This is a genomic window from Brotaphodocola sp. (genome assembly GCF_050873065.1).
GTDB lineage: Bacteria > Bacillota > Clostridia > Lachnospirales > Lachnospiraceae > Brotaphodocola.
The window spans coordinates 100,850-126,136 of record NZ_JBNMIC010000003.1 but is presented as its reverse complement, the minus strand read 5'-3'; the positions used below and the strand labels follow the sequence as shown (position 1 = coordinate 126,136).

At 43.0% G+C, this 25,287-nt stretch carries 22 protein-coding genes and 1 pseudogene; 17 read left to right on the top strand and 6 right to left on the bottom strand.

Annotated elements, in window-relative coordinates:
- Positions 1-19 precede the first annotated feature (19 nt).
- From brxC to ACR0QE_RS02000, 12 genes and pseudogenes are all read left to right on the top strand, one after another.
- Positions 20-3,568: a BREX system P-loop protein BrxC gene (gene brxC / locus ACR0QE_RS02055; RefSeq protein WP_432626722.1), complete on the top strand. Its 3,549-nt coding sequence runs from the start codon at positions 20-22 to the stop codon at positions 3,566-3,568.
- Positions 3,569-3,578: 10 nt separating this feature from the next.
- On the top strand, positions 3,579-7,076 hold the full coding sequence (gene pglX / locus ACR0QE_RS02050) for a BREX-1 system adenine-specific DNA-methyltransferase PglX (protein ID WP_432626721.1): 3,498 nt from the start codon (positions 3,579-3,581) through the stop codon (positions 7,074-7,076).
- A gap of 13 nt (positions 7,077-7,089) precedes the next feature.
- Complete coding sequence (locus tag ACR0QE_RS02045) at positions 7,090-7,329, top strand: DUF3791 domain-containing protein (RefSeq protein ID WP_432626720.1); 240 nt, start codon at positions 7,090-7,092, stop codon at positions 7,327-7,329.
- Complete coding sequence (locus ACR0QE_RS02040) at positions 7,326-7,796, top strand: DUF3990 domain-containing protein (RefSeq protein ID WP_432626719.1); 471 nt, start codon at positions 7,326-7,328, stop codon at positions 7,794-7,796. The genes ACR0QE_RS02045 and ACR0QE_RS02040 overlap by 4 nt, the downstream gene beginning before the upstream one ends.
- On the top strand, positions 7,793-8,011 hold the full coding sequence (locus ACR0QE_RS02035; protein WP_106999756.1) for a DUF3791 domain-containing protein: 219 nt from the start codon (positions 7,793-7,795) through the stop codon (positions 8,009-8,011). Before ACR0QE_RS02040 ends, ACR0QE_RS02035 begins: the two co-directional genes overlap by 4 nt.
- A gap of 75 nt (positions 8,012-8,086) precedes the next feature.
- Positions 8,087-10,684 (top strand): BREX-1 system phosphatase PglZ type A, encoded by a 2,598-nt coding sequence (gene pglZ, locus ACR0QE_RS02030; RefSeq protein ID WP_432626718.1) that lies wholly within the window; start codon positions 8,087-8,089, stop codon positions 10,682-10,684.
- A gap of 20 nt (positions 10,685-10,704) precedes the next feature.
- Positions 10,705-12,821, top strand: a pseudogene (gene brxL / locus ACR0QE_RS02025) (protease Lon-related BREX system protein BrxL).
- A 2-nt stretch (positions 12,822-12,823) separates the two neighbouring features.
- On the top strand, positions 12,824-13,159 hold the full coding sequence (locus tag ACR0QE_RS02020; protein ID WP_432626717.1) for a hypothetical protein: 336 nt from the start codon (positions 12,824-12,826) through the stop codon (positions 13,157-13,159).
- A gap of 17 nt (positions 13,160-13,176) precedes the next feature.
- Complete coding sequence (locus tag ACR0QE_RS02015) at positions 13,177-13,545, top strand: MmcQ/YjbR family DNA-binding protein (protein WP_432626716.1); 369 nt, start codon at positions 13,177-13,179, stop codon at positions 13,543-13,545.
- A gap of 211 nt (positions 13,546-13,756) precedes the next feature.
- The gene (locus ACR0QE_RS02010; protein ID WP_432626715.1) at positions 13,757-14,122 is read left to right on the top strand and encodes a helix-turn-helix domain-containing protein; all 366 of its coding nucleotides are present in this window, start codon (positions 13,757-13,759) and stop codon (positions 14,120-14,122) included.
- Between the two features lie 261 nt (positions 14,123-14,383).
- Complete coding sequence (locus ACR0QE_RS02005; RefSeq protein ID WP_432626714.1) at positions 14,384-15,739, top strand: BTAD domain-containing putative transcriptional regulator; 1,356 nt, start codon at positions 14,384-14,386, stop codon at positions 15,737-15,739.
- Between the two features lie 427 nt (positions 15,740-16,166).
- Entirely contained in the window at positions 16,167-16,454 is a 288-nt protein-coding gene (locus tag ACR0QE_RS02000) for a helix-turn-helix domain-containing protein (protein ID WP_432626712.1), read from the top strand.
- Between the two features lie 52 nt (positions 16,455-16,506).
- Here ACR0QE_RS02000 and ACR0QE_RS01995 read toward each other — a convergent pair whose 3' ends face one another.
- The 6 genes from ACR0QE_RS01995 to ACR0QE_RS01970 form a co-directional block, all read right to left on the bottom strand.
- Positions 16,507-16,779 carry a hypothetical protein gene (locus tag ACR0QE_RS01995; RefSeq protein ID WP_432626711.1) on the bottom strand — a complete coding sequence of 91 codons (273 nt, stop codon included), beginning with the start codon at positions 16,777-16,779 and terminating at the stop codon, positions 16,507-16,509.
- Between the two features lie 64 nt (positions 16,780-16,843).
- Entirely contained in the window at positions 16,844-17,125 is a 282-nt protein-coding gene (locus ACR0QE_RS01990) for a hypothetical protein (protein WP_432626710.1), read from the bottom strand.
- Positions 17,122-17,523 (bottom strand): hypothetical protein, encoded by a 402-nt coding sequence (locus ACR0QE_RS01985; protein WP_432626709.1) that lies wholly within the window; start codon positions 17,521-17,523, stop codon positions 17,122-17,124. Before ACR0QE_RS01985 ends, ACR0QE_RS01990 begins: the two co-directional genes overlap by 4 nt.
- 1 nt (position 17,524) lies before the next feature.
- Positions 17,525-18,157, bottom strand: a complete 633-nt coding sequence (locus ACR0QE_RS01980) for a DUF4417 domain-containing protein (RefSeq protein WP_432626708.1) — start codon at positions 18,155-18,157, stop codon at positions 17,525-17,527.
- 206 nt (positions 18,158-18,363) lie between these two features.
- The gene (locus ACR0QE_RS01975) at positions 18,364-18,915 is read right to left on the bottom strand and encodes an ImmA/IrrE family metallo-endopeptidase (RefSeq protein ID WP_432626707.1); all 552 of its coding nucleotides are present in this window, start codon (positions 18,913-18,915) and stop codon (positions 18,364-18,366) included.
- 3 nt (positions 18,916-18,918) lie between these two features.
- Positions 18,919-19,230: a helix-turn-helix domain-containing protein gene (locus tag ACR0QE_RS01970; protein ID WP_432626706.1), complete on the bottom strand. Its 312-nt coding sequence runs from the start codon at positions 19,228-19,230 to the stop codon at positions 18,919-18,921.
- A 505-nt stretch (positions 19,231-19,735) separates the two neighbouring features.
- Here ACR0QE_RS01970 and ACR0QE_RS01965 point away from each other — a divergent pair.
- The 5 genes from ACR0QE_RS01965 to ACR0QE_RS01945 all read left to right on the top strand — a co-directional run bounded on the left by ACR0QE_RS01965 (position 19,736) and on the right by ACR0QE_RS01945 (position 25,263).
- Positions 19,736-19,930 carry a hypothetical protein gene (locus ACR0QE_RS01965; protein ID WP_432626705.1) on the top strand — a complete coding sequence of 65 codons (195 nt, stop codon included), beginning with the start codon at positions 19,736-19,738 and terminating at the stop codon, positions 19,928-19,930.
- 46 nt (positions 19,931-19,976) lie between these two features.
- Positions 19,977-20,198, top strand: coding sequence for a DUF6870 family protein (locus ACR0QE_RS01960; RefSeq protein ID WP_432626704.1), 222 nt, complete (start codon positions 19,977-19,979; stop codon positions 20,196-20,198).
- A gap of 147 nt (positions 20,199-20,345) precedes the next feature.
- The gene (locus tag ACR0QE_RS01955; protein WP_432626703.1) at positions 20,346-21,989 is read left to right on the top strand and encodes a recombinase family protein; all 1,644 of its coding nucleotides are present in this window, start codon (positions 20,346-20,348) and stop codon (positions 21,987-21,989) included.
- Positions 21,990-23,711 carry a recombinase family protein gene (locus ACR0QE_RS01950; protein ID WP_432626702.1) on the top strand — a complete coding sequence of 574 codons (1,722 nt, stop codon included), beginning with the start codon at positions 21,990-21,992 and terminating at the stop codon, positions 23,709-23,711.
- Complete coding sequence (locus tag ACR0QE_RS01945; protein ID WP_432626701.1) at positions 23,656-25,263, top strand: recombinase family protein; 1,608 nt, start codon at positions 23,656-23,658, stop codon at positions 25,261-25,263. The genes ACR0QE_RS01950 and ACR0QE_RS01945 overlap by 56 nt, the downstream gene beginning before the upstream one ends.
- Positions 25,264-25,287: the final 24 nt, after the last annotated feature.

Below are 25,287 nucleotides of genomic sequence, written 5' to 3'. Positions count from 1 at the left end.
GATTAAGGGGGATAAAGCCATGATGATTCGAGATATGTTTGCGGATGACATCAACCGCAAAATCAATGGTGTTATTAAAGTTGACCAGGCTGCTGACGATGTGATCGAGCAGGAATTAAATGAATATGTCATCACCAGAGAATTGAAGAAACACTTCATTACTTTCTTTAACTATTATGGAGATGCCTTTGACCAGCCGACCGCCGATATGGGTGTTTGGATTTCTGGTTTCTTTGGAAGTGGTAAATCTCACTTTCTGAAAATGCTTTCTTACCTTCTGGAAAATAAAGAGGTAAAAGGCATCCGCAGTGTAGAGCGTTTCCGTAAAAAGTTTGAGGACGATCCGGCAACCTTTATGCTGATCGACCGTGCTACAAAAGGACCGACTGAGACAATTCTGTTCAATATTGATATTGAGGGATTCAGCAATAAAGACAAGACGGCTGTTCTTCGTGTTTTTGCAAAAATGTTCTATAACCATCTGGGATTTTACGGTGAGAATCTGAAAGTTGCCATGATGGAGCGTTATATTGACCAGCAGGGTAAGACCGAGGAGTTCCGTAGAGTTTTTGAAGAAAAGAAAGGTAAGTCCTGGCTGGAAATGCGCCGTGCCTTTGCTTTTAATGGCAAGTTCATCATCCCGACATTGATGGAAGTTCTGGATATGAGCGAGGACGATGCTAAGGCATGGTTTAATGATAAAACCGCAACCGAAATTTCTATTGCACAGCTTGTTGAAGATATGAAAGCCTATGTGGATACCAAGCCTGCTAACTTCCGTCTGCTGTTTATGATTGACGAGGTTGGTCAGTATGTTGGCACAGATACCGATATGCTTTTGAACCTCCAGTCTCTGACTGAGAAAATCGGAAGTGAGTGTGAAGGTAAGATTTGGGTAATCTGCACCGGACAGGAAGCCATTGATGAAATCATCAAAGTTCGTGCGGATGAGTTCTCCCGTATCCAGGCTCGTTTCAAGACAAGACTGAGCTTATCTTCTTCCTCCGTGGATGAAGTCATCCAGAAACGTATTTTGAAAAAGAAGCCAGAAGCAGCCAAAGACCTGGAAGGCGTTTATGAACAGAATGATTCTGTTCTTCGCAATCTGTTCAGCTTCAGCGGCTCTATTCTGGATATTAAAGGCTACTCCGGTCCGAGAGAATTTACAGAGAATTTCCCGTTCGTGCCGTATCAGTTCATCATTATGCAGAAGGTATTTGCTGAAATTCGGAAGCACGGAAATTCCGGCAAGCACCTGTCTGGTGGTGAGCGTTCCATGCTCTCCGGCTTCCAGGAAGCTGCACAGAAAATTCAGGAGAAGGATGAATACGCACTTGTTCCTTTCTTCCGTTTTTATGACACCGTACATACTTTCCTGGACGGTTCTATCCGTCGAGTAATCGAGCGTTGCCAGAAAGCTGCTGACAACGGTGATGGCATCGAACAGCAGGATGTAGATGTACTGAAATTGTTATATTTGATTCGTTACATTGATGATATTCCTTCCAATCTGGACAATATCGTTATCCTCATGGCAGACGATATTCGTGTAGATAAGATTATCATGCGTGAAGCTGTCCGTGGATGCCTTGACCGTCTGATGAGCCAGAACTATATTGGCAGAACCGGCGACACCTATAACTTCCTAACGGATGAAGAACAGGACATTCAGCGTGAAATCCGAGATACCAATGTAGATACCGCTTCTATCGTGGAGCGTATCGCTCAGATGATTTACGGCGATATTTTCACAACCAAGAAGTTCCGCTATGGAAAATATGACTTTGCTTTCGACCAGATGGTGGATGGCATTACCGTTGGTGTGGCAACAGGCGGTATGCGTCTGCGCTTCCTGACTGTTGCTACTGATGCCATTGAAAAAACAGATTACCGTTTGATGGCAGAGTCCAAAGGTAATGAAGCAATCGTTGTTCTGGCTGATACACCTTACTATGAATCTCTGGAATCTGCCATGAAGATTCGCAAGTATGTAAAGCAGAGAAATGTAAGTCAGCTTCCAAAGAGTGTGCAGAAAATCATCAGTGACCAGCAGGACGAAGCCGGAAAATATGAGCTGAGTGCCATGACTGAATTGCAAAATGCTATCGAGGGGGCACAGTTCTATGTAGACGGTGAGCATTTGGAAATCAAAGCCGGAAATGCCAAGAGCAAGATTGACCAGTCTCTTGAATATCTGGTTGCTCATGTATATAGCAAGCTCGACCTGATTACAGATAATGCAGGCAGTGATGCAGATATTATTGCAATCCTGACAGGTGCGGTAACAGCACTTCCGGGCATGGAGCCGAACCGTGATGCTGCTTCTGCTATGGAAGAATATCTGGAAATGCAGGATGCGAAAAAACTGCCGACATCTATGGCAGATGTGCAAAGCAAATACAGTGCGATTCCGTATGGCTGGAAAGAAATCGACATTGCTGCGGTTGCGGCACAGCTGATTTATTCCCAGAAAGTGACTATCAAGTATGCAGGCAATACCATCCAGCCGGATGACCCGAAACTGCCGGATATGCTCCGCAAAAAGAGTGAAATCGGAAAGACTTCCATCAGTAAGCGTAAAACCATTTCCGCTACGATGATGCGTGATGTAAAATCAATGCTTCGTGACTATTTCGATGTTATGGATGTACCGGATGATGAAGATGGTCTGATTCGCTTTGTGACCGAGAAATTCGGTGAACAGCGTGATTACTATGCTTCTCTGGATGCCCGTTATGATGGACATAAATACCCGGATCGTGCATTGGTGCAGGAAGCCATTCATCTGATGGATGATGTACTTTCTCAGAAGAAAGACAATATTGCCCTGATTGAGCGTGTCCTGAAAAAAGAGGATGCCCTCTTTGATAACAAAGAAGCCATGAACAACGGCATTGAAAACTTCTTCAAGACCCAGGTTACAGTATTCGACCAGGCAGTGCAGTTTGAAAATTCCCTGCACGATGACCTCGACCGTATTGCAGAAAATGAGGAAGCACACAAGGCATTGAATACCATTCGTCTGATTACGATGGTTCAGACCGGAAGCAAGTTCAACTATACCCGGATTCGGGAATTGAATCCATTGATGGATACGGTTCGCACCGCCCATGACAAAATGCTGGAAGAAAAACGTGCCGAGGTTCTGGAAACGGTTCGTCAGTGTATGGAAGCAACCCATACTGCCGCAAACGGCGATTCTAAGGCATCCCATCTGATTGAAAAATCAGACAAATATTTCAGCCAGTGCAAGGAGAAAATCGCAGAATTAAAGAGCCTTGCCCTTCTGGATGCTATGTTCCTGCCGATGTGTCAGTACAAGGATGATACGGTCAGCAATATCGAGTCCGTTCTGGCTCCACCTGCACCGAAGCCGCCAGTACAGCCGACACAGCCGGGAAAAGAAGCAGCTCCGGTAAAGAAAAAAGTGGTTCGTGCCTATAGCCGTCAGGTTGTATTCCAGGCAAAGACCTTACAGACGGATGCGGATATTGATGATTATGTAGAGAAGATTCGTTCTCAGCTGAAACAGTTGCTGAAGAATTGCGACGAGATCAAGCTGAATTAAGGAGACGAGTATGGATAAGAATGCGATTAAAAAATTTGCTGTCTGGGCAAGAACAGAGCTGATCGCCCGTGTTTCCCTGAAAGGTGTGGAATATGGTATCACAGAGGACAACATTGAGGATGCCAATGCGGACAGCGTTGGCGGCAAAGTCCTCACTGCCGATGAAAAGAAACAGCGTCAGGCTCTGATTGCCGAGATTAACGATAAAGGATATAAGCAGGTCATGGAGGAGGTTGCCTACACTTGGTTCAATCGCTTTTCTGCTCTGCGGTTCATGGAAGTCAACGGCTATCTTCCTTCCCATGTGCGTGTGTTTACGGACGAGGAAAACAATTTTAAGCCGCAGATTATAACCGAAGCCATCCATCTGGATTTGGATGGATTGGATATGGAAAAGGTCTATGAACTGAAAGATGCAGAAAAGACCGAAGAACTGTATAAATATCTGCTGATTGTGCAGTGTAACGCTTTGAATAAGATTCTTCCGGGAATGTTCCAGAAGATTGCGGATTACACCGAGCTTCTTCTGCCGGACAATCTGCTCCGTGAAGGTAGTGTCATTCAGCAGATGATCGAACTGATACCGGAGGAGGACTGGAAGGATGCTGTCCAGATCATCGGCTGGCTGTATCAGTATTATAACAGTGAGAAAAAAGACGATGTTTTCGCAGCACTGAAAAAGAATGTGAAAATCACAAAAGAAAACATCCCTGCAGCAACCCAGCTTTTCACACCGGACTGGATTGTTCGCTACATGGTAGAGAACAGCCTTGGTCGCCTGTGGCTGGAGGGACACCCGGATGTCAAGGAGCAGCTTCTGCCTACCGAGGAAGAACAGTCTGCCTATGCTGCCGGAAACCGTGACCCGGAAGATACCAAATGGCATTACTACCTGGAAGAAGCCGAGCAGGAGCCGGAAGTGCGGACACGGCTGGCTGAGATTCGCAAGGAATACGCCGCACTGACACCGGATCAGCTGAAAGTCATTGACCCATGCTCCGGTTCTGGTCATATTCTTGCATATATGTTCGATGTGCTGATGAAGATTTATGAATCCTACGGCTATACTACCCGTGAGGCGGTGGCAAGCATTGTGGAGAACAATCTTTACGGTTTGGATATTGATGACCGTGCGGCACAGTTGGCTTACTTTGCGGTAATGATGAAAGCCCGTCAGTATGACCGCCGCTTCTTCAGCCGTGGTATTCAGCCCCATGTATATGCCATTGTGGAGAGCAATCATGTAGATAAATTTGCTGTGGACTATTTCTGTAATGGCGATATGAAGCTCACAGCGGCTATGGATACCATCATCAAAGAACTGCATGATGCAAAGGAATACGGTTCTATTCTGACCGTAACGCCGCAGGATTGGTCTGCTCTGTATGACCGATTTGCAGAGATTACAGAAGATATAAATATGTCCCGTGAGACGGCATTGAGAGAACTTTTGCCGTTGGTACAGGTGGCGGAAGCACTGGCACAAAAGTATGATGTGGTTGTGACAAATCCGCCTTATATGGCAGTTAGCAACGCAGGTGGAAAAGTAAACGAATATGTAAAGAAAAAATTTCCAGAAGCAAAAGCGGATTTATTTGCAGTGTTTATGGAAAAAGGATTATCTATGCTTAATAAAGCAGGATTACAAGCAATGATAACGCAGCAAGCCTTTTTATTTACACCATCATTTGCTAAATTTAGAGATAAGGTTGTAACCGATCGGTTAGTTAACCTTATCCATATCGGCTTTAATTCATTTCCTGAACTCAATTCAAAGGTAGCTTTGGGAGCAGCTTTTGTAATGTTTGCTATACCTCATCAGGATTATGAATCGAGATTTTTAGACCTTAATAGTAATTATCCGCCTTCCAGCGAAAAAGAAGCAGCTTTTTTTGTTGAAAGAAATGAAGGTCATGTAGCTAAGAGTTCAATGTTTGTAAATATACCTAATCATGCGATTACATATTCTTTCAGCAATGCCATGCTATCTGCGTTTGCAGCTCCTAAGATTGAAAGATATATTGTTTCGGATGGTCAAACCAAAACAGGAAACAATGATTTATATATGAGAAATATTTGGGAGGTAGAAAGGGAAAAAATTGGACAAGGGAAAAAATGGGCTTTAATTGCTAAAGGTGGCGATTCAAGAAAATGGTACGGAAATGTTCTTGATCTTATTGACTGGAGTGATGAAGCCAGAAAGCATTATAGAGCAGATAAAGTTGCTCGTATTGCGCCTGAATATATTTGGTTTAGAAAAGGTATATGCTGGAATCATATTGCAACAAGCAAGGGATTTGCGGCAAGATATTTGCGAGAAGATACATTATTTGAAACAGCTTCTCCAGCAATTTTAATTGATGATAAAAAACAACTTGCAATTATAATGGCTTTTTTGAATACTCCAATTACACGCTCAATGATGGAATTGTTAAATCCGAGCGTTTGTAAAAATGTTGGAGATGTTACGGGACTTCCTCTTATGTTCAAAGAAGATGAAAAGGATATGATAATCCGTTTATCTGAGGAAAATCAAAAATTAGCTGAAGACGATTGGGACTCATTTGAAATATCTTGGGATTTCCTGAAACATCCGTTGGTCGAAATTGCTTCAAATGGAAATGCAAGATCAATCGAGCAAGCATTTAATATATGGAATGAGATATGCGAAAAACGATTCCTTTGTCAGAAAGAGGCTGAGGAAAAATTAAACAAATTATTCATTTCAGCATACGGAATGGATAATGAAATGTCATATAAAATTGAGGATAAGGACGTTACTGTTCGCAAGGCTGATCTTGGCAGAGATATTCGTTCTTTCATTTCCTATGCGGTTGGTTGTATGTTTGGTCGCTACTCTCTGGATGTGGACGGTCTTGCTTATGTAGGTGGCGAATGGGATGCCAGCAAGTACGCTTCTTTCGCTGCGGATAAGGATAACATTATCCCGATTTGCGACGATGAATACTTTGAAGATGATATTGTCGGTCTGTTTGTGGAATTTGTAAAAACTGTTTACGGCGCAGATACGTTGGACGAAAACCTGAAATTCATTGCCGATGCTTTGGGCGGAAAAGGTCAGCCGAAAGACGTAATCAGAAATTATTTTATCAATGATTTCTATTCTGACCATTGCAAGATTTATCAGAAACGCCCGATTTACTGGCTGTTTGACAGTGGCAAGAAGAATGGCTTTAAGGCTCTGATCTATATGCACCGTTATCAGCCGGACACTGTTGCCCGTATCCGTACCGATTATGTGCATGAACAGCAGGCTCGTTATCGCACTGCTATTGCCGATCTGGAACAGCGTATTGCCAATGCTTCCACTGGCGAGCGTGTAAAGCTGAATAAAAAGCTGACTACCTTGCAGGCACAGGATACAGAGATTAGAACCTACGAGGAAAAGATTCATCACCTTGCTGACCAGATGATTTCCATTGACCTGGACGATGGCGTGAAGAAGAATTATGCAATTTTCCAGGATGTTTTGGCTAAAATAAAGTAAGGAGGGCTTGCGTATGATGACGGATGAAAAGATCAAAAATTCCAGTGAGCTGGAGTTCGCTGTATTTTGCATTGAAAATGTAGCGGCAAAGCTGGGTGTGGATGCAGAGCGTGTCTATCAGGCATTTACCGAAAAGAGCGATATTCTGAATGGCTACATTGTGCCGGAATATGAAGTGCTGCATACCCAGAGCCGGGAATATATCGTTGATGACCTCCTTGATGTGATGAAAGAAAGGGGTGTGGAAGTATGATTCTCTATCATGGTTCCTTTTTAGAGATTGCAAAACCGGACATGGTTCATTCCCGCCCAAATGTTGACTTCGGGCGTGGCTTCTATGTCACGCCGCTGTATGAGCAGGCGGCGAAGTGGTGTGGAAAGTTCAAACGCCGTGGGAAAGATGGCATTATCTCCATGTATGAATATGATGAAAGGCGGGAAGCGGAATTGAAAACACTGAAATTTGATTCTTATTCAGAAGAATGGCTGGATTTCATTCTGAACTGCCGTAGCGGAAAAGATTCGACAGATTATGACCTTGTTGTGGGCGGTGTTGCCAATGATAAGGTGTTTAACACCGTGGAGCTGTTCTTTGACGGACTGATTGATAAGACGGAAGCTATCAACCGACTGCGTTATGAAAAACCGAATTTGCAAATTTGTTTCCGCACAGAGAAAGCATTATCTCTGCTGCATTTTGAAGGGAGTGAAACACTATGACAGCGAACCCGATTTTGCTTCAGAAAAAATATAGCCGTGTTATTGAGTGCTTTGCCAAACAGCAGGGACTTTCACTGGATGCGGCATTGGATTTCTTTTATCATTCCCAGGTTTATCAGCTGATTCGTGACGGTGTTTCTGATATGCACTGCATGAGCGATGCGTATCTGGCAGAGGAACTGGAACAGGAATATGCCGAGAAAACTGCCGGATAAGTGCCGTTAAACCGCCGGATACTACAAAAAGTGCCGGGAAAGTGCCGGATACCAAGGAAGGAAAGAAAGTGACTTATGGATACAGACAAAGTAATACAGGACTTAAACCGCAGGTTTGCGGCACCTCTGCCGGAGTTTTATCAGCGTCGTATCATCTTCTGGTATGATGAAGATAAGGAATTTGAGGATAAGCTGGACGAAGTGGTTTTGGAAAATGCAAAGGTCATTGCTCTGACTGGCAATAATGCGTTTTCTGTGAAGAAACTACTCTCGGTAGACGATCTGACCACAAACTATCTGGTTTACAGTCCATTAGCATATAACCGCCCGGATGATAACTGGCTTTTGGATGTGGAGCTTTACAGTGAGGAGTTTCGGGCAGACTTGATTTCCATTTGGATGGATGAGATGGGTCTTACATCGAATCCGGCCATGCGGAAGCAGGTCAAGAATTATCGTGCTTATTTCAATGCGAAAGATCGCCGTTTGAAGGTCAGCACACAAAATAAAGTTCCGGCAACTCCGGCACAGCTGCACATGGCAGTCATGGCGGCAATCTGCGGACTGAAAGACGCACAGCCGAATATGATTCTTCGTAGCGTGTTCCGTGCTGGACTGGATTTGAAGAACAATACTGTTTATCAGGATTTTGTAAAATATCATGCAGACGGTGCATTTTGGGCGATGGTTCGCCAGGGTTGCGGATTTGTAGAGGAAGAACCAGACCTCGGACGACTGGCAATTCATTTGCTGTTGACAGCTGCTACCCGTACTATGCGGCAGGAGTATCTTGCCGGACTGGATAGTTTTATCTCCATGCCACATCAGGCATATTGCTATGATTTTATTTCTGAATGGCTTCACAGCGAGGATATTCAGCAGTTATATGATGTGGCACGGTATGTTGAAGATGAAGCCCGTCTGCATCAGCGTTTTGAAAAGCTGACCGTGGACGATCTGGCAGGAACGGAATGCTTCCCGTGTATCAATGAAGTAATTCTGACAAAGCTGATGACAGAAATCAGCGACCATATCATTGATGTAGATACCATTACTTCCACCGTTGAAAAGCGGAGAACCTGTGCATGGTATGAGCCGTTTGAGAACTTCTATGACGGTATCTTGCAAGTGGCGAATATGCAGAGCTTCTTCAAGGAACACTCTGCCGGATTCCATACCGCCGAAGCGAAAGGCATCTGGAAAGAATACACGGAAAGCTACTATCAGATGGATACCTATTACCGCTTGTTCCATCTGAGCTTTCAAAAGAGCCTGGAGACTTCCAATATTCTGTTGGACGATCTGTTCAAGCACGTTGTCGATAAGGTGGAAGGACTCTATACTCATTGGTTCTTAGGTGAACTGGGTAACAACTGGTCGGATGTGTGTGCGGATGAATTGGCAACCTACGGCAAGGTTCTGGAAGTACCGCAGCAGGAAGAATTTTATCGTTCCCGCATTAAGACTTCGGATACTAAGGTATTCGTGATTATTTCGGATGCCATGCGTTATGAAGTGGCGGCTGCAATGGCAGACCAGCTTCAGAGAGAAACACAGAGCAAGGTTTCCATCAGCAGTATGCAAAGCATCTTCCCTTCTATTACAAAGTTCGGTATGGCAGCGTTATTACCGCATAAAGAACTGACAGTAGAAGTTCGGAACGATGTTTTGACGGTTCTGGCAGATGGTCAACCTACGGCAAGTACTTACCGGGATAAGGTTCTGAAATCAGAAGATCCGGCAAGTGTGGCTTTGAAATACAATGACATCATTGCCATGAAACGAGCAGAACGAAGTGCGCTGGTAAAGGGTATGGATGTGGTTTACATTTATCACGATACCATTGATGAAGCCAGCCATACTTCTGATACCGCTGTTTTTTCTGCCTGTGATAAGGCAATTTCAGAATTGAAGAACCTTGTGCGTATTATTGTAAATGAATTTGGTGGCACGAATATTTTGATTACGGCTGACCATGGATTCCTTTATACATACAGTCCGCTGACTGAGGATGACAAGGTAGATAAGACCAGCTTTAACGGCATGGATGTGGAATATGGCAGACGCTATGCAATCATGCAAAAAGGCGCACAGCCCAACTACCTGTTGCCTGTGAAGTTCCTGGGCGGCAATGCGGAATTTGATGGATTTACACCGAGAGAAAGTATCCGTATCAAGATGAATGGCGGTGGCATGAACTTTGTGCATGGTGGTATCAGCTTGCAGGAAATGGTTGTTCCGGTGATTGAGTACCATTATCTCCGCAATGATTCTATGGAATATAAGCGCAATAAACAGAAATATGATACCAAGCCAGTAACGGTGAATCTGCTGTCTGCAAACCGTAAAATCAGCAATATGATTTTCTCATTGAACTTCTATCAGAAGGATGCAGTCAGTGCAAACCGTGAAGCGGCTACTTATCAGGTTTACTTTACGGACGAAAATGGCAAGCAGATCAGTGATGTTCAGAAGATTATTGCAGATAAGACCAGCGACAACGGTGCAGAGAGAACTTTCCGCTGCCAGTTTAATCTGAAGTCCCTGAAATACAGTAATACTGCTACTTACTATTTGGTAATTGCAGATGAACAGGGATTGCAAATGCCACAGCGTGAGCCGTTCCAGATTGACATCGCCTTTGCGGTGGATGAGTTTGATTTCTTTAGTTAATACCGCAGGAGGATAGAAAGATGGAGCAATTTACAGAGGGTGAAAGTACCCGTGAAGAAATAAAGAACAAGCTCCGTCAGAACTTTGACGGTAAGATTGTTCGGAAAGACCTGACAAAGAAAATCAAGGAAGGGGCGAATGTCCCGGTGTATGTCCTTGAGTTCCTGTTGGGTCAGTATTGCAGCTCGGATGATGAAACTGTTATTGAAAAAGGCGTACAGAATGTGAAGCGTATTCTTGCCGACAACTTTGTACGCCCGGATGAATCGCAGAAGATTCTGTCCCAGCTGCGAAAGAAAGGCAGTCACACGATCATTGATATGGTGACTGTCCGACTGGATATGAAAAAAGACTGCTTTTTTGCAGAGTTTTCCAATCTGGGAGTTGGCAATGTACCGATTGCCGACGAATACCCGGAAAAATTTGACCGCCTGCTCTGCGGTGGTATCTGGTGTATCGTTCAGCTGGATTACGAGGTTGAGGGCGACAATAACTTTGGCATTGAGGATATTGACGGAAATCCACTTCGTTCCAAACAGAAAAAGCAGAAAGATATTTCTCCAATCAGTATCCGTAAGCTGACACCAATCCAGATGCCGCACATTGATATTGACGAGCTGAAGCAGGGACGAAAAGCCTTTACCAAAGATGAATGGCTGGATGTTCTTCTCCGTTCTATCGGCATGGAGCCGGATGAATTTACATACCGTGAGAAATGGTTGCTCCTAACTCGTATGATTCCATTGGTTGAGAACAATTTTAACCTTTGTGAACTGGGACCGAGAAGCACTGGTAAATCCCATCTCTACAAAGAGATTTCACCGAACAGTATCTTGATCTCCGGTGGACAGACGACTGTTGCAAACCTCTTTTACAATATGGGACGCAAAACGGTCGGACTGGTCGGCTTGTGGGACTGCGTTGCTTTGATGAAGTGGCAGGTATCAAGTTCAAGGATAAAGATGGCATCCAGATTATGAAAGACTACATGGCATCCGGCTCTTTTGCCCGTGGCAAAGAAGAAAAGGCTGCTACTGCTTCCATGGTATTTGTGGGAAACATCAATCAGAGTGTGGATGTGCTGTTGAAAACATCCAGTCTGTTTGCACCTTTCCCACCGGAAATGGGAACAGACACGGCATTCCTTGACCGTATGCACTGTTACCTTCCTGGCTGGGAGATACCGAAATTCAGACCGGAGCATTTTACCGATGATTACGGTTTTATCAGTGATTATCTGGCTGAATTTATCCGGGAACTTCGTAAGGAACAGTATGGTGATGCACTTGACCACTATTTCCGCTTGGGAAGAAATCTGAATCAGCGTGATACCATTGCAGTCCGCCGTATGGTAGACGGTTATCTGAAGCTGATGTACCCGAATGGTGAATTTACCAAAGAGGAACTGGAAGAAGTCATCCAAATTGCACTGGAAATGCGCCGCCGTGTGAAAGAACAGTTGAAAAAACTGGGCGGCATGGAGTTTTATGATGTGAACTTCTCCTATATTGACCTGGAGGATATGTCAGAGCATTATGTTTCTGTACCGGAGCAAGGCGGCGGTAAATTGATACCGGATGGAATGTGCAATCCGGGACAGGTTTATACCGTATCCAGAGGAAAAAGCGGCATGATTGGTGTATTCCGTCTGGAAAGTCAGATGCTTCCTGGCAATGGCAAGATTGAACGTACTGGTTTAGGAAGTGACTCAAAGTGCAAGGAAGCTGTGAACACGGCGTTCAATTATCTGAAAGCCAACGGCAACCGGATCAGCGGCTCTATCAGCACCTCGACCAAGGATTACATCATCAATTATCAGGATTTGCAGGGTATCGGCATGACCGAGAAGCTGGCACTTCCTACATTGGTTGCCCTTTGCTCCATTGCACTGGGAAAGCCGGTGGTCAGCAATCTGGCAATCCTGGGAGATATTACAATCAGCGGCACGATGATAAAGGTGGATGAACTTGCCAATACGCTTCAAGTGTGCCTGGATAGCGGTGCAAAGAAGGTGCTGATTCCAAGTACCTCATTTGTGGATTTTGCAAGCGTTCCGGCTGATCTGATGAGCGCATTTCAGCTGATTCCGTATCAGAGTGCGGAGGATGCAGTGTTTAAGGCATTGGGGGTAGAATAATAATGCCGGACGCAAGAAAAAATGCAAAAATGAGTCAGATATTAACTGAGATCAAGCCGTACATTACGAAGAAATTTATGGCAGCACCTTATATTTATGAGCAGGATATTCCGACAATATGCCAGATGCTTTTGCCAAAATATAAAAATGTAACATTGCTCCAAGGACTTGCTGATAATAAACCTTGTTTTAAGATTCAAGTAAAAGGTCTTTTTAGCACAGAGGAAAAGGTTTTTGAAGTTGTGGAGTTAAAGAAACGCAAATCTGCCAGGAAGAACTCTAACCGTAACTGGATAGATGAGTTGGAAGAAATAGATGCGGCTTTAGATGATAATTGATAGGATTGATGGGATGAATGACACGACAAGAAGTATTTAACTGGTGCAAACAGCAATACGGTACAGAACCGGAATATCCGTGGGATGACTGGAATGTTGTTTTGCGCCACACAGACAATCAAAAGTGGTATGGCTTGCTCATGGAAGTCGGCAGAGATAAATTGGGGCTTACCGGGGATGGTGAAGTTGATATTCTGAATGTGAAAAGTGATCCGATGCTGATTGGCTCTTATCGCACTCAGGAGGGATTCTTCCCAGCATACCACATGAATAAAGAAAACTGGATTAGTATTCTTCTGGATAAGCCGGAACTGGACGATGCCATTAAAAAATTATTGGCTTTGAGCTTTGAACTGACTGCACCAAAGAAAAAAAAGACACAATAACATAAAGAAAAGAGAAGCCTACATAGCCGGTAGAATGTATCGGATATGTGGGCTTTTTTATGCTTATGGGCAAATTACTGACCATAAAGACAAAATTTCTTCAACAGAATTTTATTATATAGGCGATAAAGACCATATAGCAAATCGACAATAATACTCAGAGCCAATAAAATAAAAAAATACGGAAAATGGGTAGGAGGTGATCGAAGCGATGGGCGCAAATGAAGTGGACTATGTAAAGATTGGGCAACGGATTAAAGAAATCCGAAATAGAAAAGGCTTGCAACAGGCTGAGCTTGCATATCGTGCAGGACTGACAACATCACATACAAGCCATATTGAGACTGCCCAGACAAAGTTATCTTTGCCGGCTATCGTTAAGATTGCAAACGCTCTCTCAGTTTCTGTGGATGAATTACTGTGTGACAGTCTGGAAGAAGTAAAACCGGTATATGACCAAAGAATAGCAAATGAACTGGCTGATTGTGATGCGGCGGAGTTACAGGCTTTTCTTGAAATTATTCAGACGACAAAAACAGTGATTCGGAAGAACCGTAAAGTTACAAGTGATTTGTAACAAATGAACCTTGTTACTTTGGAGCAAGACACTTCTTCCAGTCCATTTATTTGGCTGGTTCCTGTGGATGCCCTTGAGTATCGGTAAAATCCGAATACAATATAGCATTTCCAAATATGAAAGCTGTCTTGACTGCCAGTATCGAATAAGATATGACAGCCAACTCACAACTTGCAAATCAGAACCGTAAAGCTGTCAGGTTATTATAGCCAGTGTAGCTTTGCGGTCTTTTTTTATATTTTTTTATGAGGAGGTATGTATATGCCGGAAAGTCTAAAGCAGAGCTTTATGGAATCCAGTGAAGCGGATGTTGGAAACGATATGGAGTACGTTCGATATGCAGTCGAGATCGAGCGTACTATCCACAGATTGCACGGAGAAATTGCAGGATGCTGTGACCCGAAAAAGGTTGCTATGGCTGTGATGGAAACGATTGCACGATTTTATGATGCTGACTGGTGCGGAATTATCCATGTTGATCTGGATGTAGGTGTATGGACTCCGCTGTGGTGGTATGATGCAAAGAACGGTCCGATGGCACCGAATACCTGCCAGGAATTTGAACTGTCGGATAATTGTGGGCGTTGGCTGGAGTGCTTGAAAACTCGTGATTCAGTTAAAATATCGGATGTGGAAGAAATAAAGGAAAGCAATCCGGAAGAATATAAAATGTATCAGCGGTTAGGGGTACAATCTGTTTTGGCAGTTCCATTTTGGAAAAATCCAATGGGATTTCTTACGTTGAGAAATCCAAAACGCTATCAAAATCACCGGAGTTTACTGCGTCTGTTGAATCATGCAGTTATATCAGCAGTTACAGAGTATTTTCTGATGGAAACAAATAAACTTGCCATTATGTCTCCGAGAATTGAAAAGGATACAGATGTCTACATCAGTATATTCGGAGAATTGAAAATCACAACGTCAAGGGGAGTTTTGACAGAGCAGGAATTAAAGTCTCCGAAAATTGTGAGAATGCTGGTGTATTTATTACTGTCACAAAAATCAGCTTCTGCGCCAAGAGAAATCGTAGATGCAATCTGGCCGCATGAAGAATCAGATACCCCAGGGAAAAATCTGAAGGGACTGGTATATCGTTTACAGCAATCATTTTCATTGATTTCTGATTATCGCTTAATAGAATCGACATCTCATGGTTATCAGATCAATCCCAAATTGAATGTTTTTACGGATGTTCAGCTTTTTGAACGCAAATGGAGGATGGCTTTGAATGCCCCATCGACAGAGACAAAGACAGAACTGCTGAAAAAAGCTGTTGATCTCTATAACGGTGATTTACTTCATTCTGCCAGTTCGGAGCATTGGATTATGGGGCAATCGGTACATTATCAGCACCGTTATATTGGTGCAGTTACAGAGCTGCTGAAAACGCTTCATCAGGATCAGGATTATCATTGTGTCCATAGGTATGCGGCAAAAGCGCTGGCGATAGTTCCGCATAGTGCAGATATTTATTATTGGCTGATCCATGCGATACATAAGCAGGGACACACTGAAATTGCCCGAAGTGAGCTGCGGACAGCAAAGCATAGATTACTTGAGGAAGATTATGCGATGCTGGCAAACAGACTGGCTGTGGAAGCGAATATGACGTAAGAAATGCCGGAGGTGCAATTATCCCTCCGGTTTTTTCTTTAAGAATGTGAATTGGTTCGACACTGTCGCACCAATTTATACTGCGAAAAAAGAGATAACACCATCATAATACCGCTTAAAACCGGCAAAAACCTATATTGCTTTATAACACCACCGTAATACCGTGAAAAACTGAATAAAACCGATACCGAACCAGTCGTAATACCTTCGTCGGCTATGTTGACAGGGCAACTACAAATGCCTGTTCAACCAATAGCTGATGGAGGTTTCTTTGATTTTACGACATTTTGCAGGCGCACTTGTTTTTGCAACAAACAGCAGAAACAAGTGCGCTTTTTCTATATCTGGGAATCGAACCCGTTGCCGTTCTCCACCTGGCTTCTGAATTTTGCCACTACGAAAATTCAGAAATTCAGGAGGAAAACGGATGTATTACGATTTGAAAGAAACCGGAAAACGGATACAGAACCTTAGAAAACAGAAAAGCATGACACAGGAACAGCTTGCCGAAAAACTGAATATCAGCGTCAGCAATCTTGGAAAGATTGAGACAGGATATTCTGGCGTATCCATAGATTTGGTTATTGAGATGGCAATGTTCTTTGGTGTGTCACTGGACTATATTCTTCTGGGACGAGAATTACAGACAGATGCTCTGAAAAAACAGATTCGCATGATGCTTGCTCAGCTGATGGAGCTTGAACAGAAGTTATAAAAACAAAAAGAGGAAGTGCTGAAAGTTTAATCGCTCTCGGCACTTCCTTTGTTTAGTCATCTACCCATTCCATATCCTGCTCGACATCCCAGAAAGATTTTCCATTCCAGATTTTAGCTTCTAAGAATGCTTCAACCGGATAATGTGTTGTGTTCCCTTTCCAAGTATGTTTTTCTCCATTGTCTGCCATTTCGTATAAGCAAAGATCAAGACTGCCGTTATTCGTCCATCCCTCCAGAAAGTATTTTTTTCCTTCATAGAGAAACCATAGTTCATCACCGTAATGAATGTGATCAACAAATTCACGAACATCACCATTTTTCAATTTTAGGCACCCCCTTAAAGTAAATGAAGCATTATTACTTCAAAACTTCAATATAAATACACCCTTAGTCGTCTACCCACTCAATATCTTGCTCGGCATCCCAGAATGTTTTTCCGTCAAAGAGAGGTGCATCTATAAAAGCCTGCTTACACTGTTCAATAGTGGTAGCATCATGGCTCCATATTTCTTTATTGTTTGCTGGTTGATATTGTATAACTTCCATGTGTACTGTATTTGAATCAGGCATATAACCCTGAAACCAGTATTTTATTCCTTTGTAAATATAAATGGTATCTTGACAAGAATAAATCCTGTCCAGAAAATCGTTAGGGTTACCACCAATCATATATTTTTGACTCCTTTGAAATATTTTTTGTATTTTGTTTTCATATCATCAGTAAGCATTTTTGCATTAGACCGTTCAAATGCCCCTGTTTTGTTCATGCTGAAGCGAGTATCATATAGATGATAGTGTAAAACAGGCGTATGGCGATCTCCAGTAAGAGACTGCTCTGGATGATAGGCAATTTCCATGTAGAGAATATGATCTTTATTATAAAATCTCATTTCATGAAAAGTGCCATCTGGTTTTAGCTTTATATATGCTTCACTGCTATGTGAAGATTCGGGTAATCCGTGTTTCCCAGATGTTCCCTGCAATACTTTAACTCCATCAATCGTTCCAACTGTTTCATAGCTGTAAGGAACATTATTCCCAACTGCAAAAGTTCCACGTCCACCCATATTAACGCACCACCTTTCGAGAAGCACGGTAGTCTACGGTGATGATATTTCCTTGCATTTCTGGAAATGGTGTTCCAAAACAAATAATGGTTTCGGGATGAATCTTTTCTAACATGGCATAATATCCACGCATGAAATTCAGACGATTCTGCTTACATCCAATCATGCCGATAGCAACAATAGAGTTTTCCTCTACACCATCAAAACAGAAATCATAGCTGCTTGGCGTACTCCAACTGATTGTAGGGATGACGGTTAAACCTTTGCTTTGCCAATAAGCACCGCACCATCTGTTTTTTGCAACACTTTCCATCTGCCGCCATAAGCTCATATCTGCATAAGTAGAAAAATCCGGTGTCAGAAGAAAAGCATATTGGGAGTATTTTGCCAGAGATTTTTCTGGATTGTTATAAATCCCGTTGAATCTGTAATCATCGACAAAAAAATGGACTCCATTCTGTGTATTCACGGAAGAATCGTTTGATTTTGTGTCAGAACAAGCAATCAGTGACAGATTATCGACATTGAGTTCCTGTTTTTTTACTAATGGAATATTCCATTTTCCACGACCAGCATACTCATTACGCATGAACAGTTGGTCATCACGCATACATTTACTTGTATTATTAACCATAAAAATCCTTTCCCCTCCAATCGGAGGAACAATGTATTAAGCAATTCACTTTTGTATAATTTGCGAATTGCACCTGCGGAAAGGATATGCTATACTCATTTTGATTGAGGAATGCGAATAGCATATCCACTGATGAAACGTATTAGATTGCTGCGCCAACAGCTTTTTAATACGTTTTATTTTTTACACTCAAAGTAACCACCTCCCTAACTTGCCTGGTCAAAGAGACAAAGAAGGCGATGCTCATAATCGGTGTAACTGCCATAATAACGTCTCTGCCATTTCTGGTAATAATCATAAGCATAACAGGCAGCTTCATAGCTTATCTCGAATATCTGCGAGATGCTTTCCGGATTATTCAGTTTGAGTTTATGGATCAGCACTGGTGGTGCAAGTGCATATTTGGCAAAGAATTTGACTTCTTTTTCTGCCAGTTCACTATCCTCCGTGTGATCCAGGACAATATGACCGATTTCGTGCATGATGGTGTGATTTACACGCCCATAGTCTTTTTCGTCGTTGTAGAATATGTACCATTGTCCGTTTGTTTTTTCTACGGAAAAGCCATCTTCACTTTTCTTAATCAGAAGCCAACGCTTACTTTGAGCGATGGCAGAGTATGGAATAACTTTGATTCCCATTTTATGTGCAATTTCAAAGCCGTTAATGGGTACGCAAGATACTCCATACTTTACGAACATTCTAACGACGATACGCTTAATTTCTTCGTATCTTTGATTCGATATTTTGATCGACAATCCTTACTCCTCCCCGAACAGTGCATCAATCAGAGCTTTCTTTTCCTGATCCGTCATAGAAGAAGCATTTCTTGCAATCATACGGCGAACTTGGTGATAGTTGAACGCATCGTTCTCAATTCCCAGAAGATAATCTGATGTTGTGTGTAACGCAGTTGCCATATTAGCAATTACGTCTGGTTTTGGTTCTCTTGTTCCGGCAATATAACGTGACATAGCGGTTTCTGTGATACCGATTCGTTCAGCCAGTTCCTTCTGCTGAATGCCCCGTTTCTGAAGCATCTCAGATATTCGTTCTCCTAATGCCTTGCCCATGATATTTCCTCCTTTTCGTCAGGCTTCACTTATCAGCCTGATTTTATTATATTCACAACTTGCCAAAATGTCAAGTACGATTGCCGAAAATAAAATTATTTCAAAAACCATCAATGGCATTGAGGGTAATCATCAACGTCACCACATAAAAAGAAAGCTGATAAATCGGTACAATTTACTTGCAGCTAACGAAAGAAAGTTGATGAACCTTGATAACTGAACAAGTCATTCATCAGGTACATTCCTGTTGTCGGTGGAAACATCAGCCACGTCTGCGGTACGCCATGATAAGCTCTCATAGAAACAGAGACACCTACATAATTAACATCTGGTTGGTCTATGGAACTTGGAGCGAGAAATACCGGAAAGTAAATATCGTGTAGCTCACGATAAGGCGATGAAAGCAACAGGGACAATGATACTTCTGCCCAGCCACAGCCCTTCGTTATAGAAGGAACACGCAATGGGGGCAGCCCGGTGCGAACCACGGGGAGGTTAGATTCCTATGGAGCTGGTAAGCTGCCAGCCGCCTGATGATTTCCTACTCCCAGGGGTGTTGAGGACAAATGTGGGAACAATAAAACGAAAACATGGAAACCAATACGATATGGAATCCATGTACTCGTCGATAAAAACCATGGGCAGATTTTGTTATGAGCAGAATCTGCCTATTCTTTTACCGATGAGATTTTCTGAATAACGACGGTAAAAAATGGCAAGTATAAAAATGAAGGTGGTGATTGCAGATGACAGACGAAAAAAAGCACACACCCATCGACCAGCTGGTTGATATTCGTGATGTGAGAATTGACAGCTCTCTGCCGACAGAAGAAAGAATCAAATCTTTTGTTGAGCAGATCAAAGACCCGTATCAGTTTAAGGTAGGAAGCACAGTCGTCCGTGTGGCGTTTGCAAATACGCAGAACACGATTACCGACAATTTTATCAACATGGTGGCTTCCATGTAACAGTTTTTCTGGTTGAAATTGGCACAAAGAAATTGCGGCGACAAACTGGAGTTATGCTGAGGACTATGGTAGCATGGTCTTGGACAAAATCAGCGAAACTCCGGTTTGTTTTGGCTTCTGGCGAAAATCAAAAAGGAGTGGCGCATTATGCAAAGAATTTTAGATAACAATTATTTTGCTGCCATCTACCTGCGACTTTCAAAGGAAGATGGTGATCTCTCGACTTCGGGAGGAAAAACCGAAAGTAACAGTATTGCCAATCAGCGAAAACTGATTGAAGAATTTTTGAAAAAACATCCTGAAATCACTTTTGTTCAGGAATTTTGCGATGATGGATTTACCGGTACGAATTTTGACAGACCGGATTTCCAGAAGATGATGGAGAAAATCAAGCAGAGAGAAATCAACTGCATCATTGTAAAAGACCTCAGCCGTTTCGGACGAGATTACATTGAGAGTGGTCGTTATCTGGAAAAGATTTTTCCGCATCTGGGAGTTCGTTTCATCGCTATCAACGATAATTATGATTCTGCTCAGAAAGAGCAGGCTGGAAATGAAATCATTCTCCCGTTCAAGAATCTGATTAACGATTCTTATGCGAGAGATATTTCCATCAAGGTTCGCTCTAACCTGGACATTAAACGGAGAAATGGCGAATTTGTCGGTACTCATGTTGTGTATGGTTATCAGCGTTCTGAGGAAGATAAGCACCAACTGGAAATTGATAAGACTGCCGCTGCGGTGGTTCAGCGTATTTTTCAGATGAAAGTGGATGGAAGCAGCCCTGGACAGATTGCAAAAAGGCTCAATGAGGAAGGTGTACCTTCACCGTTGGAATATAAACGGCTCTGTGGTGCAAAACTGAAAACAAGTTTCAAGCAACAGGCAAAGTCGGAATGGAGTCATGTAGCAGTTTACCGTATTTTACAGGATGAAATGTATATCGGTACACTGGTTCAGGGAAAATCCACTTCTCCGAATTATAAAGTTAAGACCCGTAAGCTCAAAGGTAAGGAAGAATGGATGCGGACGGAAAATGCTCACGAAGCAATCATCCCTCCGGGAACTTTTGATATGGTTCAGAAGCTATTGCAGGAAGATACACGAAGCACAAAGGAAGGTGATACAGTCGCTCTGTTCTCCGGAAAAATCTTCTGTGCTGAGTGCCATAATACAATGGCGAGAAAGCGGACGGTTGTTTCTGGCAAAGAATATGTGTATTATCTCTGCCAAAACTCTGGCTGTAAGCTAAGAATTAAAGAACAGCTTGTTTACGATGCTGTGTTGGCTGTGATTCAGTCACAGGTTGCAATGGCACTGGATATGGAACGGGCATTAAAGCAGCTGAATGATGTTTCCTGGGAACGTCGGGAACTGGAACGGATCGCATCCGGTATTACCCGTCAGGAAGAAGTCATTGCCCATAACAATCAGATGAAAGCGATGATTTACGAGGACTTCAAGAATGAGATAATTTCCCTTGAGGACTATCGGATTTTCAAAGCGGAATTTGATAAAAATATCAGTGAAGCAAAAGCAACGATTGCCCGGTTGGTTGGCAATCGAAATCAGGTAAAAAACGGACTGACTGGTCAGCAAAGCTGGCTGTCGCAGTTCCATCAGTATAAAAATATTCAGGCATTGACCCGCCGGGTGGTTGTTTACTTCATCGAAAGGGTTGAGATTACTGCTGAGAAGGAAGTGGTGGTAACACTCAGTCACTCCGATCAGTTTCAGGCAATCGCAGAGTTCCTTGGCGATTATCATATTGCACCGAAGGAGGTGGGCTAAATGGCACGAGTATCACGAAAGAACCGGGCAGAAGAAAGTCTGTTACCGGAGATTCAGGAAACAATGATTCCGTCTGGAATGACAGTTTACAAGACTGCTATTTATGCCAGACTTTCCCGTGAAGATAATCTTAGCGATTCTGATTCCATTGATAATCAGATTGCATTGATTCAGAACTATATGGAAAGCCGTCCTTATCTTCAATATGTGAAAACATATACGGATAACGGTTTTACAGGAACAGACTTTGACCGTCCGGGGTGGCAGAGCCTTTTGGAAGATGCCAAAAGCGGAAAGATTAACTGTATTATTGTAAAAGACCTTTCCCGACTTGGCAGAAACTATATCGAAACTGGCGACTTCCTGGAAAAAATCTGTCCATTCTTCGGTATCCGCTTTATTGCAGTTATTGATAACTTTGATACGGAAACAGCAGAATCAACGGCTCAGTTATCAGTGTCGCTATCCAATATCGTCAATGACTACTATGCAAAAGATATTTCTCGTAAGGTTTCTACTGCACTGAGGAATAAGATGGAGCATGGTGAGTATATCGGCAGTTGGGAAAAGTACGGTTATGTAAAATCAGCGGAAAACAAAAATCAGCTGATTGTCAATCCAGAAACAGCTCCGGTTGTTCAGATGATTTATCAGTGGCGTAGTGAAGGCATGAGCTATATGGGAATCAATAAAAAGCTCAATGACCGTGAAGTCCCTTCGCCGGGACAGTATAAAGCTGATCGGGGCATTGTAACGAATAATAATCAGAAAGGCAGAAAGATTCTTTGGAATAAGCATATCATCACAGACATTCTGAAGGATATTACTTATCTGGGGCATTTGGCACAGCGGAAAACGACACAGTGCCTATATGCCGGACTGCCTATGAACCGAGCAGAGGAAAGTGATTGGATTGTGGTTGAGAATACCCATGAACCGATTATCGAGCAGAGTTTGTTCAATAAGGTTCAGGAAATCAATCAGAAGGCAGCTCAAAAATCGAAAGCTACCTATGGAAAGTACGATCATTTGCCGAAAGCAGTAAATATCTATGGAAAGAAGTTTATCTGTGCAGATTGTGGTGCAGTGATAAAACAGGTTCGCTCTTTCAGCACCAAGAAGGACAAGGTGTATTTTACATTCAAATGCCCAACCTATCAGGAGCATGGCGATAGAGCTTGCAATGCAAAAAGAATTCGGAAAGCGGATTTGGATGCGGTGGTATTAGAAAGTATCAAAGCACAGCTTGCATTGTTTGTTGACATGGATGCAACGCTGAAACGGCTTCTGAAAGCAAAGAAAGCGGTGCTTTCGGATAACAGCCATATCAAAGAGGTTCGAGCTTTGAAAGCAGAACTGGCAAAGAAGAAAACATTATTTAGTGGTCTGTATCAGGATTTCCGTGAAGGAATTCTGACACAGGACGATTACGCAAGTACCCGTGAAATTCTTGTACGGGATATTGAAAGGCTGGAAAAGCAGTTATCAGAGCTAAGTGCTGTGAAAAAGGAAAATACGATGCAGACACAGGCGGAAAAGAAACTGGCTTCTCTGGTAAAGAAATATTCCAATGCAACGGAAGTTACGCAGGAGCTGGTAGATGCTATGATCGAATCCATGCAGCTGCATAAGGACAATTCAGTAAGCATTACATTCCGGTACATGGATGAATTTAAGGCAATTACGGAATCCATTGAAGCACTCAGGAAGGAGGTGGCATAGGATGATGAACTGTGTAGCGATTTATCTTCGACTTTCGCAGGAAGATGTAGATAAGAGGACAAATCAGGCGAAAGATGACAGTAACAGTATTGTGGCACAAAGACAGCTGATATTGCGGTATCTGGACAGTGAGCCATCCCTTGCATCGCTTCCACGGATTGAGTTCTGCGACGATGGCTTTTCTGGTACAAATTTCTCCCGACCGGACTTTCAGCGAATGATTGATCTGATTCGGGCAGGTGAAATCAGTACCGTGGTGGTAAAAGACCTCTCTCGTTTCGGTCGAGACTATCTGGAGGTTGGTGATTATCTGGAGCATATCTTCCCGTTCATGGGTATTCGGATGATCTCTATCAATGACCACTATGACAGCAACAAATACACCGGAAGCACACCGGGCATGGATGTGGCGTTTCAGAATCTGATTTATGATTATTACAGCAAAGACCTTTCCAAGAAGGTTAAGACCGGAATGAGGGTGAAGCAGCGTCAGGGTGGCTATGTTTCCTGCTGTCTGTATGGCTACAAAGTCAAAGAAAAGCATAAGATGGTGATTGACCCGGAGACAGCTCCGATTGTCCGCAGAATTTTTATGGATGTGATCGGTGGCAAATCCACCAGTCAAGTTGCCAGAGAATTGAATGCTGAAGGGATTCCTACTCCCTTAATGTATAAGAATATTCGGAGAAAAACATCTGATAATTGTAAGCCGGTATGGACACATAACAGAGTGCTTGATACAATTCACAACTTGAAGTATACTGGCTGTATGGTAAACCATACCAGAGAAAGCCGAAAAATTCGAGATGGATCGGGACGGCGTGTACCGCCAGAAGAATGGTATATCCATGAAAATGCTCACGAAGCGATTGTGACGAAAGAAGAATTTGAAGCGGCAGGAAATGCTTTGCGAAAGGTTCGACCACATAAAAAGAAAGAGAAAACGGAAGTTTTCCCTCTATACTGCGCTCACTGTGGGAGAAAATTACAACGGACCTTCGGTTTGGATGACCATTTTTATTGTGTAACAGCCTACTGGTCAGAGCAGGCGACAGCTTGTAAGACTGTCCGTTGGGACAGAACAGAGCTTGAAGAAGTTCTTCTGGAATCGCTGAAAGCACAGCTCACGCTGAGAGAAGTCGAAGCCAGAAAAAAGAAAAAGGACATTGAAAAAGACAGCATACGTCTCAGGTCGCAGTTAAAGTTGCTGAATGCGGAACTGAAACAGAGCGATGCACAGCGGATACAAAGCTACATGGACTTTAAGGCAGGAACAATCAGCCGAGAAGAATTTCTTGCTGGCAGACTTGAACGAGATAGCCGGCAGGCAGAACTGAAAGCCAATATTGCTGCCATGGAAGCGCAGTATGAAGATTGCATCAGGGCAGAGAATGACAGAAAAAAGGAACAGGATACAACTTCAAAAGCCGGTTCCCTGGATGATGAAGCATTAAAGAAAGTGCTTTATGATGCGATTGAAAGAGTGAATATCACAGACGGAGAACACATTGAAATCCTTTGGAAGTTCAATGACCTGTTTGAAGCTGTGTGAATGGCAGAGCCAGCAATGTGCTGG

Excerpts from the sequence above, each read along its gene's own strand:
- brxC (WP_432626722.1), top strand. The coding sequence starts at position 20 with ATGATGATTCGAGATATGTTTGCGGATGACATCAACCGCAAAATCAAT.
- pglX (WP_432626721.1), top strand. The coding sequence starts at position 3,579 with ATGGATAAGAATGCGATTAAAAAATTTGCTGTCTGGGCAAGAACAGAG.
- ACR0QE_RS02045 (WP_432626720.1), top strand. The coding sequence starts at position 7,090 with ATGATGACGGATGAAAAGATCAAAAATTCCAGTGAGCTGGAGTTCGCT.
- ACR0QE_RS02040 (WP_432626719.1), top strand. The coding sequence starts at position 7,326 with ATGATTCTCTATCATGGTTCCTTTTTAGAGATTGCAAAACCGGACATG.
- ACR0QE_RS02035 (WP_106999756.1), top strand. The coding sequence starts at position 7,793 with ATGACAGCGAACCCGATTTTGCTTCAGAAAAAATATAGCCGTGTTATT.
- pglZ (WP_432626718.1), top strand. The coding sequence starts at position 8,087 with ATGGATACAGACAAAGTAATACAGGACTTAAACCGCAGGTTTGCGGCA.
- ACR0QE_RS02020 (WP_432626717.1), top strand. The coding sequence starts at position 12,824 with ATGCCGGACGCAAGAAAAAATGCAAAAATGAGTCAGATATTAACTGAG.
- ACR0QE_RS02015 (WP_432626716.1), top strand. The coding sequence starts at position 13,177 with ATGACACGACAAGAAGTATTTAACTGGTGCAAACAGCAATACGGTACA.
- ACR0QE_RS02010 (WP_432626715.1), top strand. The coding sequence starts at position 13,757 with ATGGGCGCAAATGAAGTGGACTATGTAAAGATTGGGCAACGGATTAAA.
- ACR0QE_RS02005 (WP_432626714.1), top strand. The coding sequence starts at position 14,384 with ATGCCGGAAAGTCTAAAGCAGAGCTTTATGGAATCCAGTGAAGCGGAT.
- ACR0QE_RS02000 (WP_432626712.1), top strand. The coding sequence starts at position 16,167 with ATGTATTACGATTTGAAAGAAACCGGAAAACGGATACAGAACCTTAGA.
- ACR0QE_RS01990 (WP_432626710.1), bottom strand. The coding sequence starts at position 17,125 with ATGATTGGTGGTAACCCTAACGATTTTCTGGACAGGATTTATTCTTGT.
- ACR0QE_RS01985 (WP_432626709.1), bottom strand. The coding sequence starts at position 17,523 with ATGGGTGGACGTGGAACTTTTGCAGTTGGGAATAATGTTCCTTACAGC.
- ACR0QE_RS01980 (WP_432626708.1), bottom strand. The coding sequence starts at position 18,157 with ATGGTTAATAATACAAGTAAATGTATGCGTGATGACCAACTGTTCATG.
- ACR0QE_RS01970 (WP_432626706.1), bottom strand. The coding sequence starts at position 19,230 with ATGGGCAAGGCATTAGGAGAACGAATATCTGAGATGCTTCAGAAACGG.
- ACR0QE_RS01965 (WP_432626705.1), top strand. The coding sequence starts at position 19,736 with ATGGAGCTGGTAAGCTGCCAGCCGCCTGATGATTTCCTACTCCCAGGG.
- ACR0QE_RS01960 (WP_432626704.1), top strand. The coding sequence starts at position 19,977 with ATGACAGACGAAAAAAAGCACACACCCATCGACCAGCTGGTTGATATT.
- ACR0QE_RS01955 (WP_432626703.1), top strand. The coding sequence starts at position 20,346 with ATGCAAAGAATTTTAGATAACAATTATTTTGCTGCCATCTACCTGCGA.
- ACR0QE_RS01950 (WP_432626702.1), top strand. The coding sequence starts at position 21,990 with ATGGCACGAGTATCACGAAAGAACCGGGCAGAAGAAAGTCTGTTACCG.
- ACR0QE_RS01945 (WP_432626701.1), top strand. The coding sequence starts at position 23,656 with ATGAATTTAAGGCAATTACGGAATCCATTGAAGCACTCAGGAAGGAGG.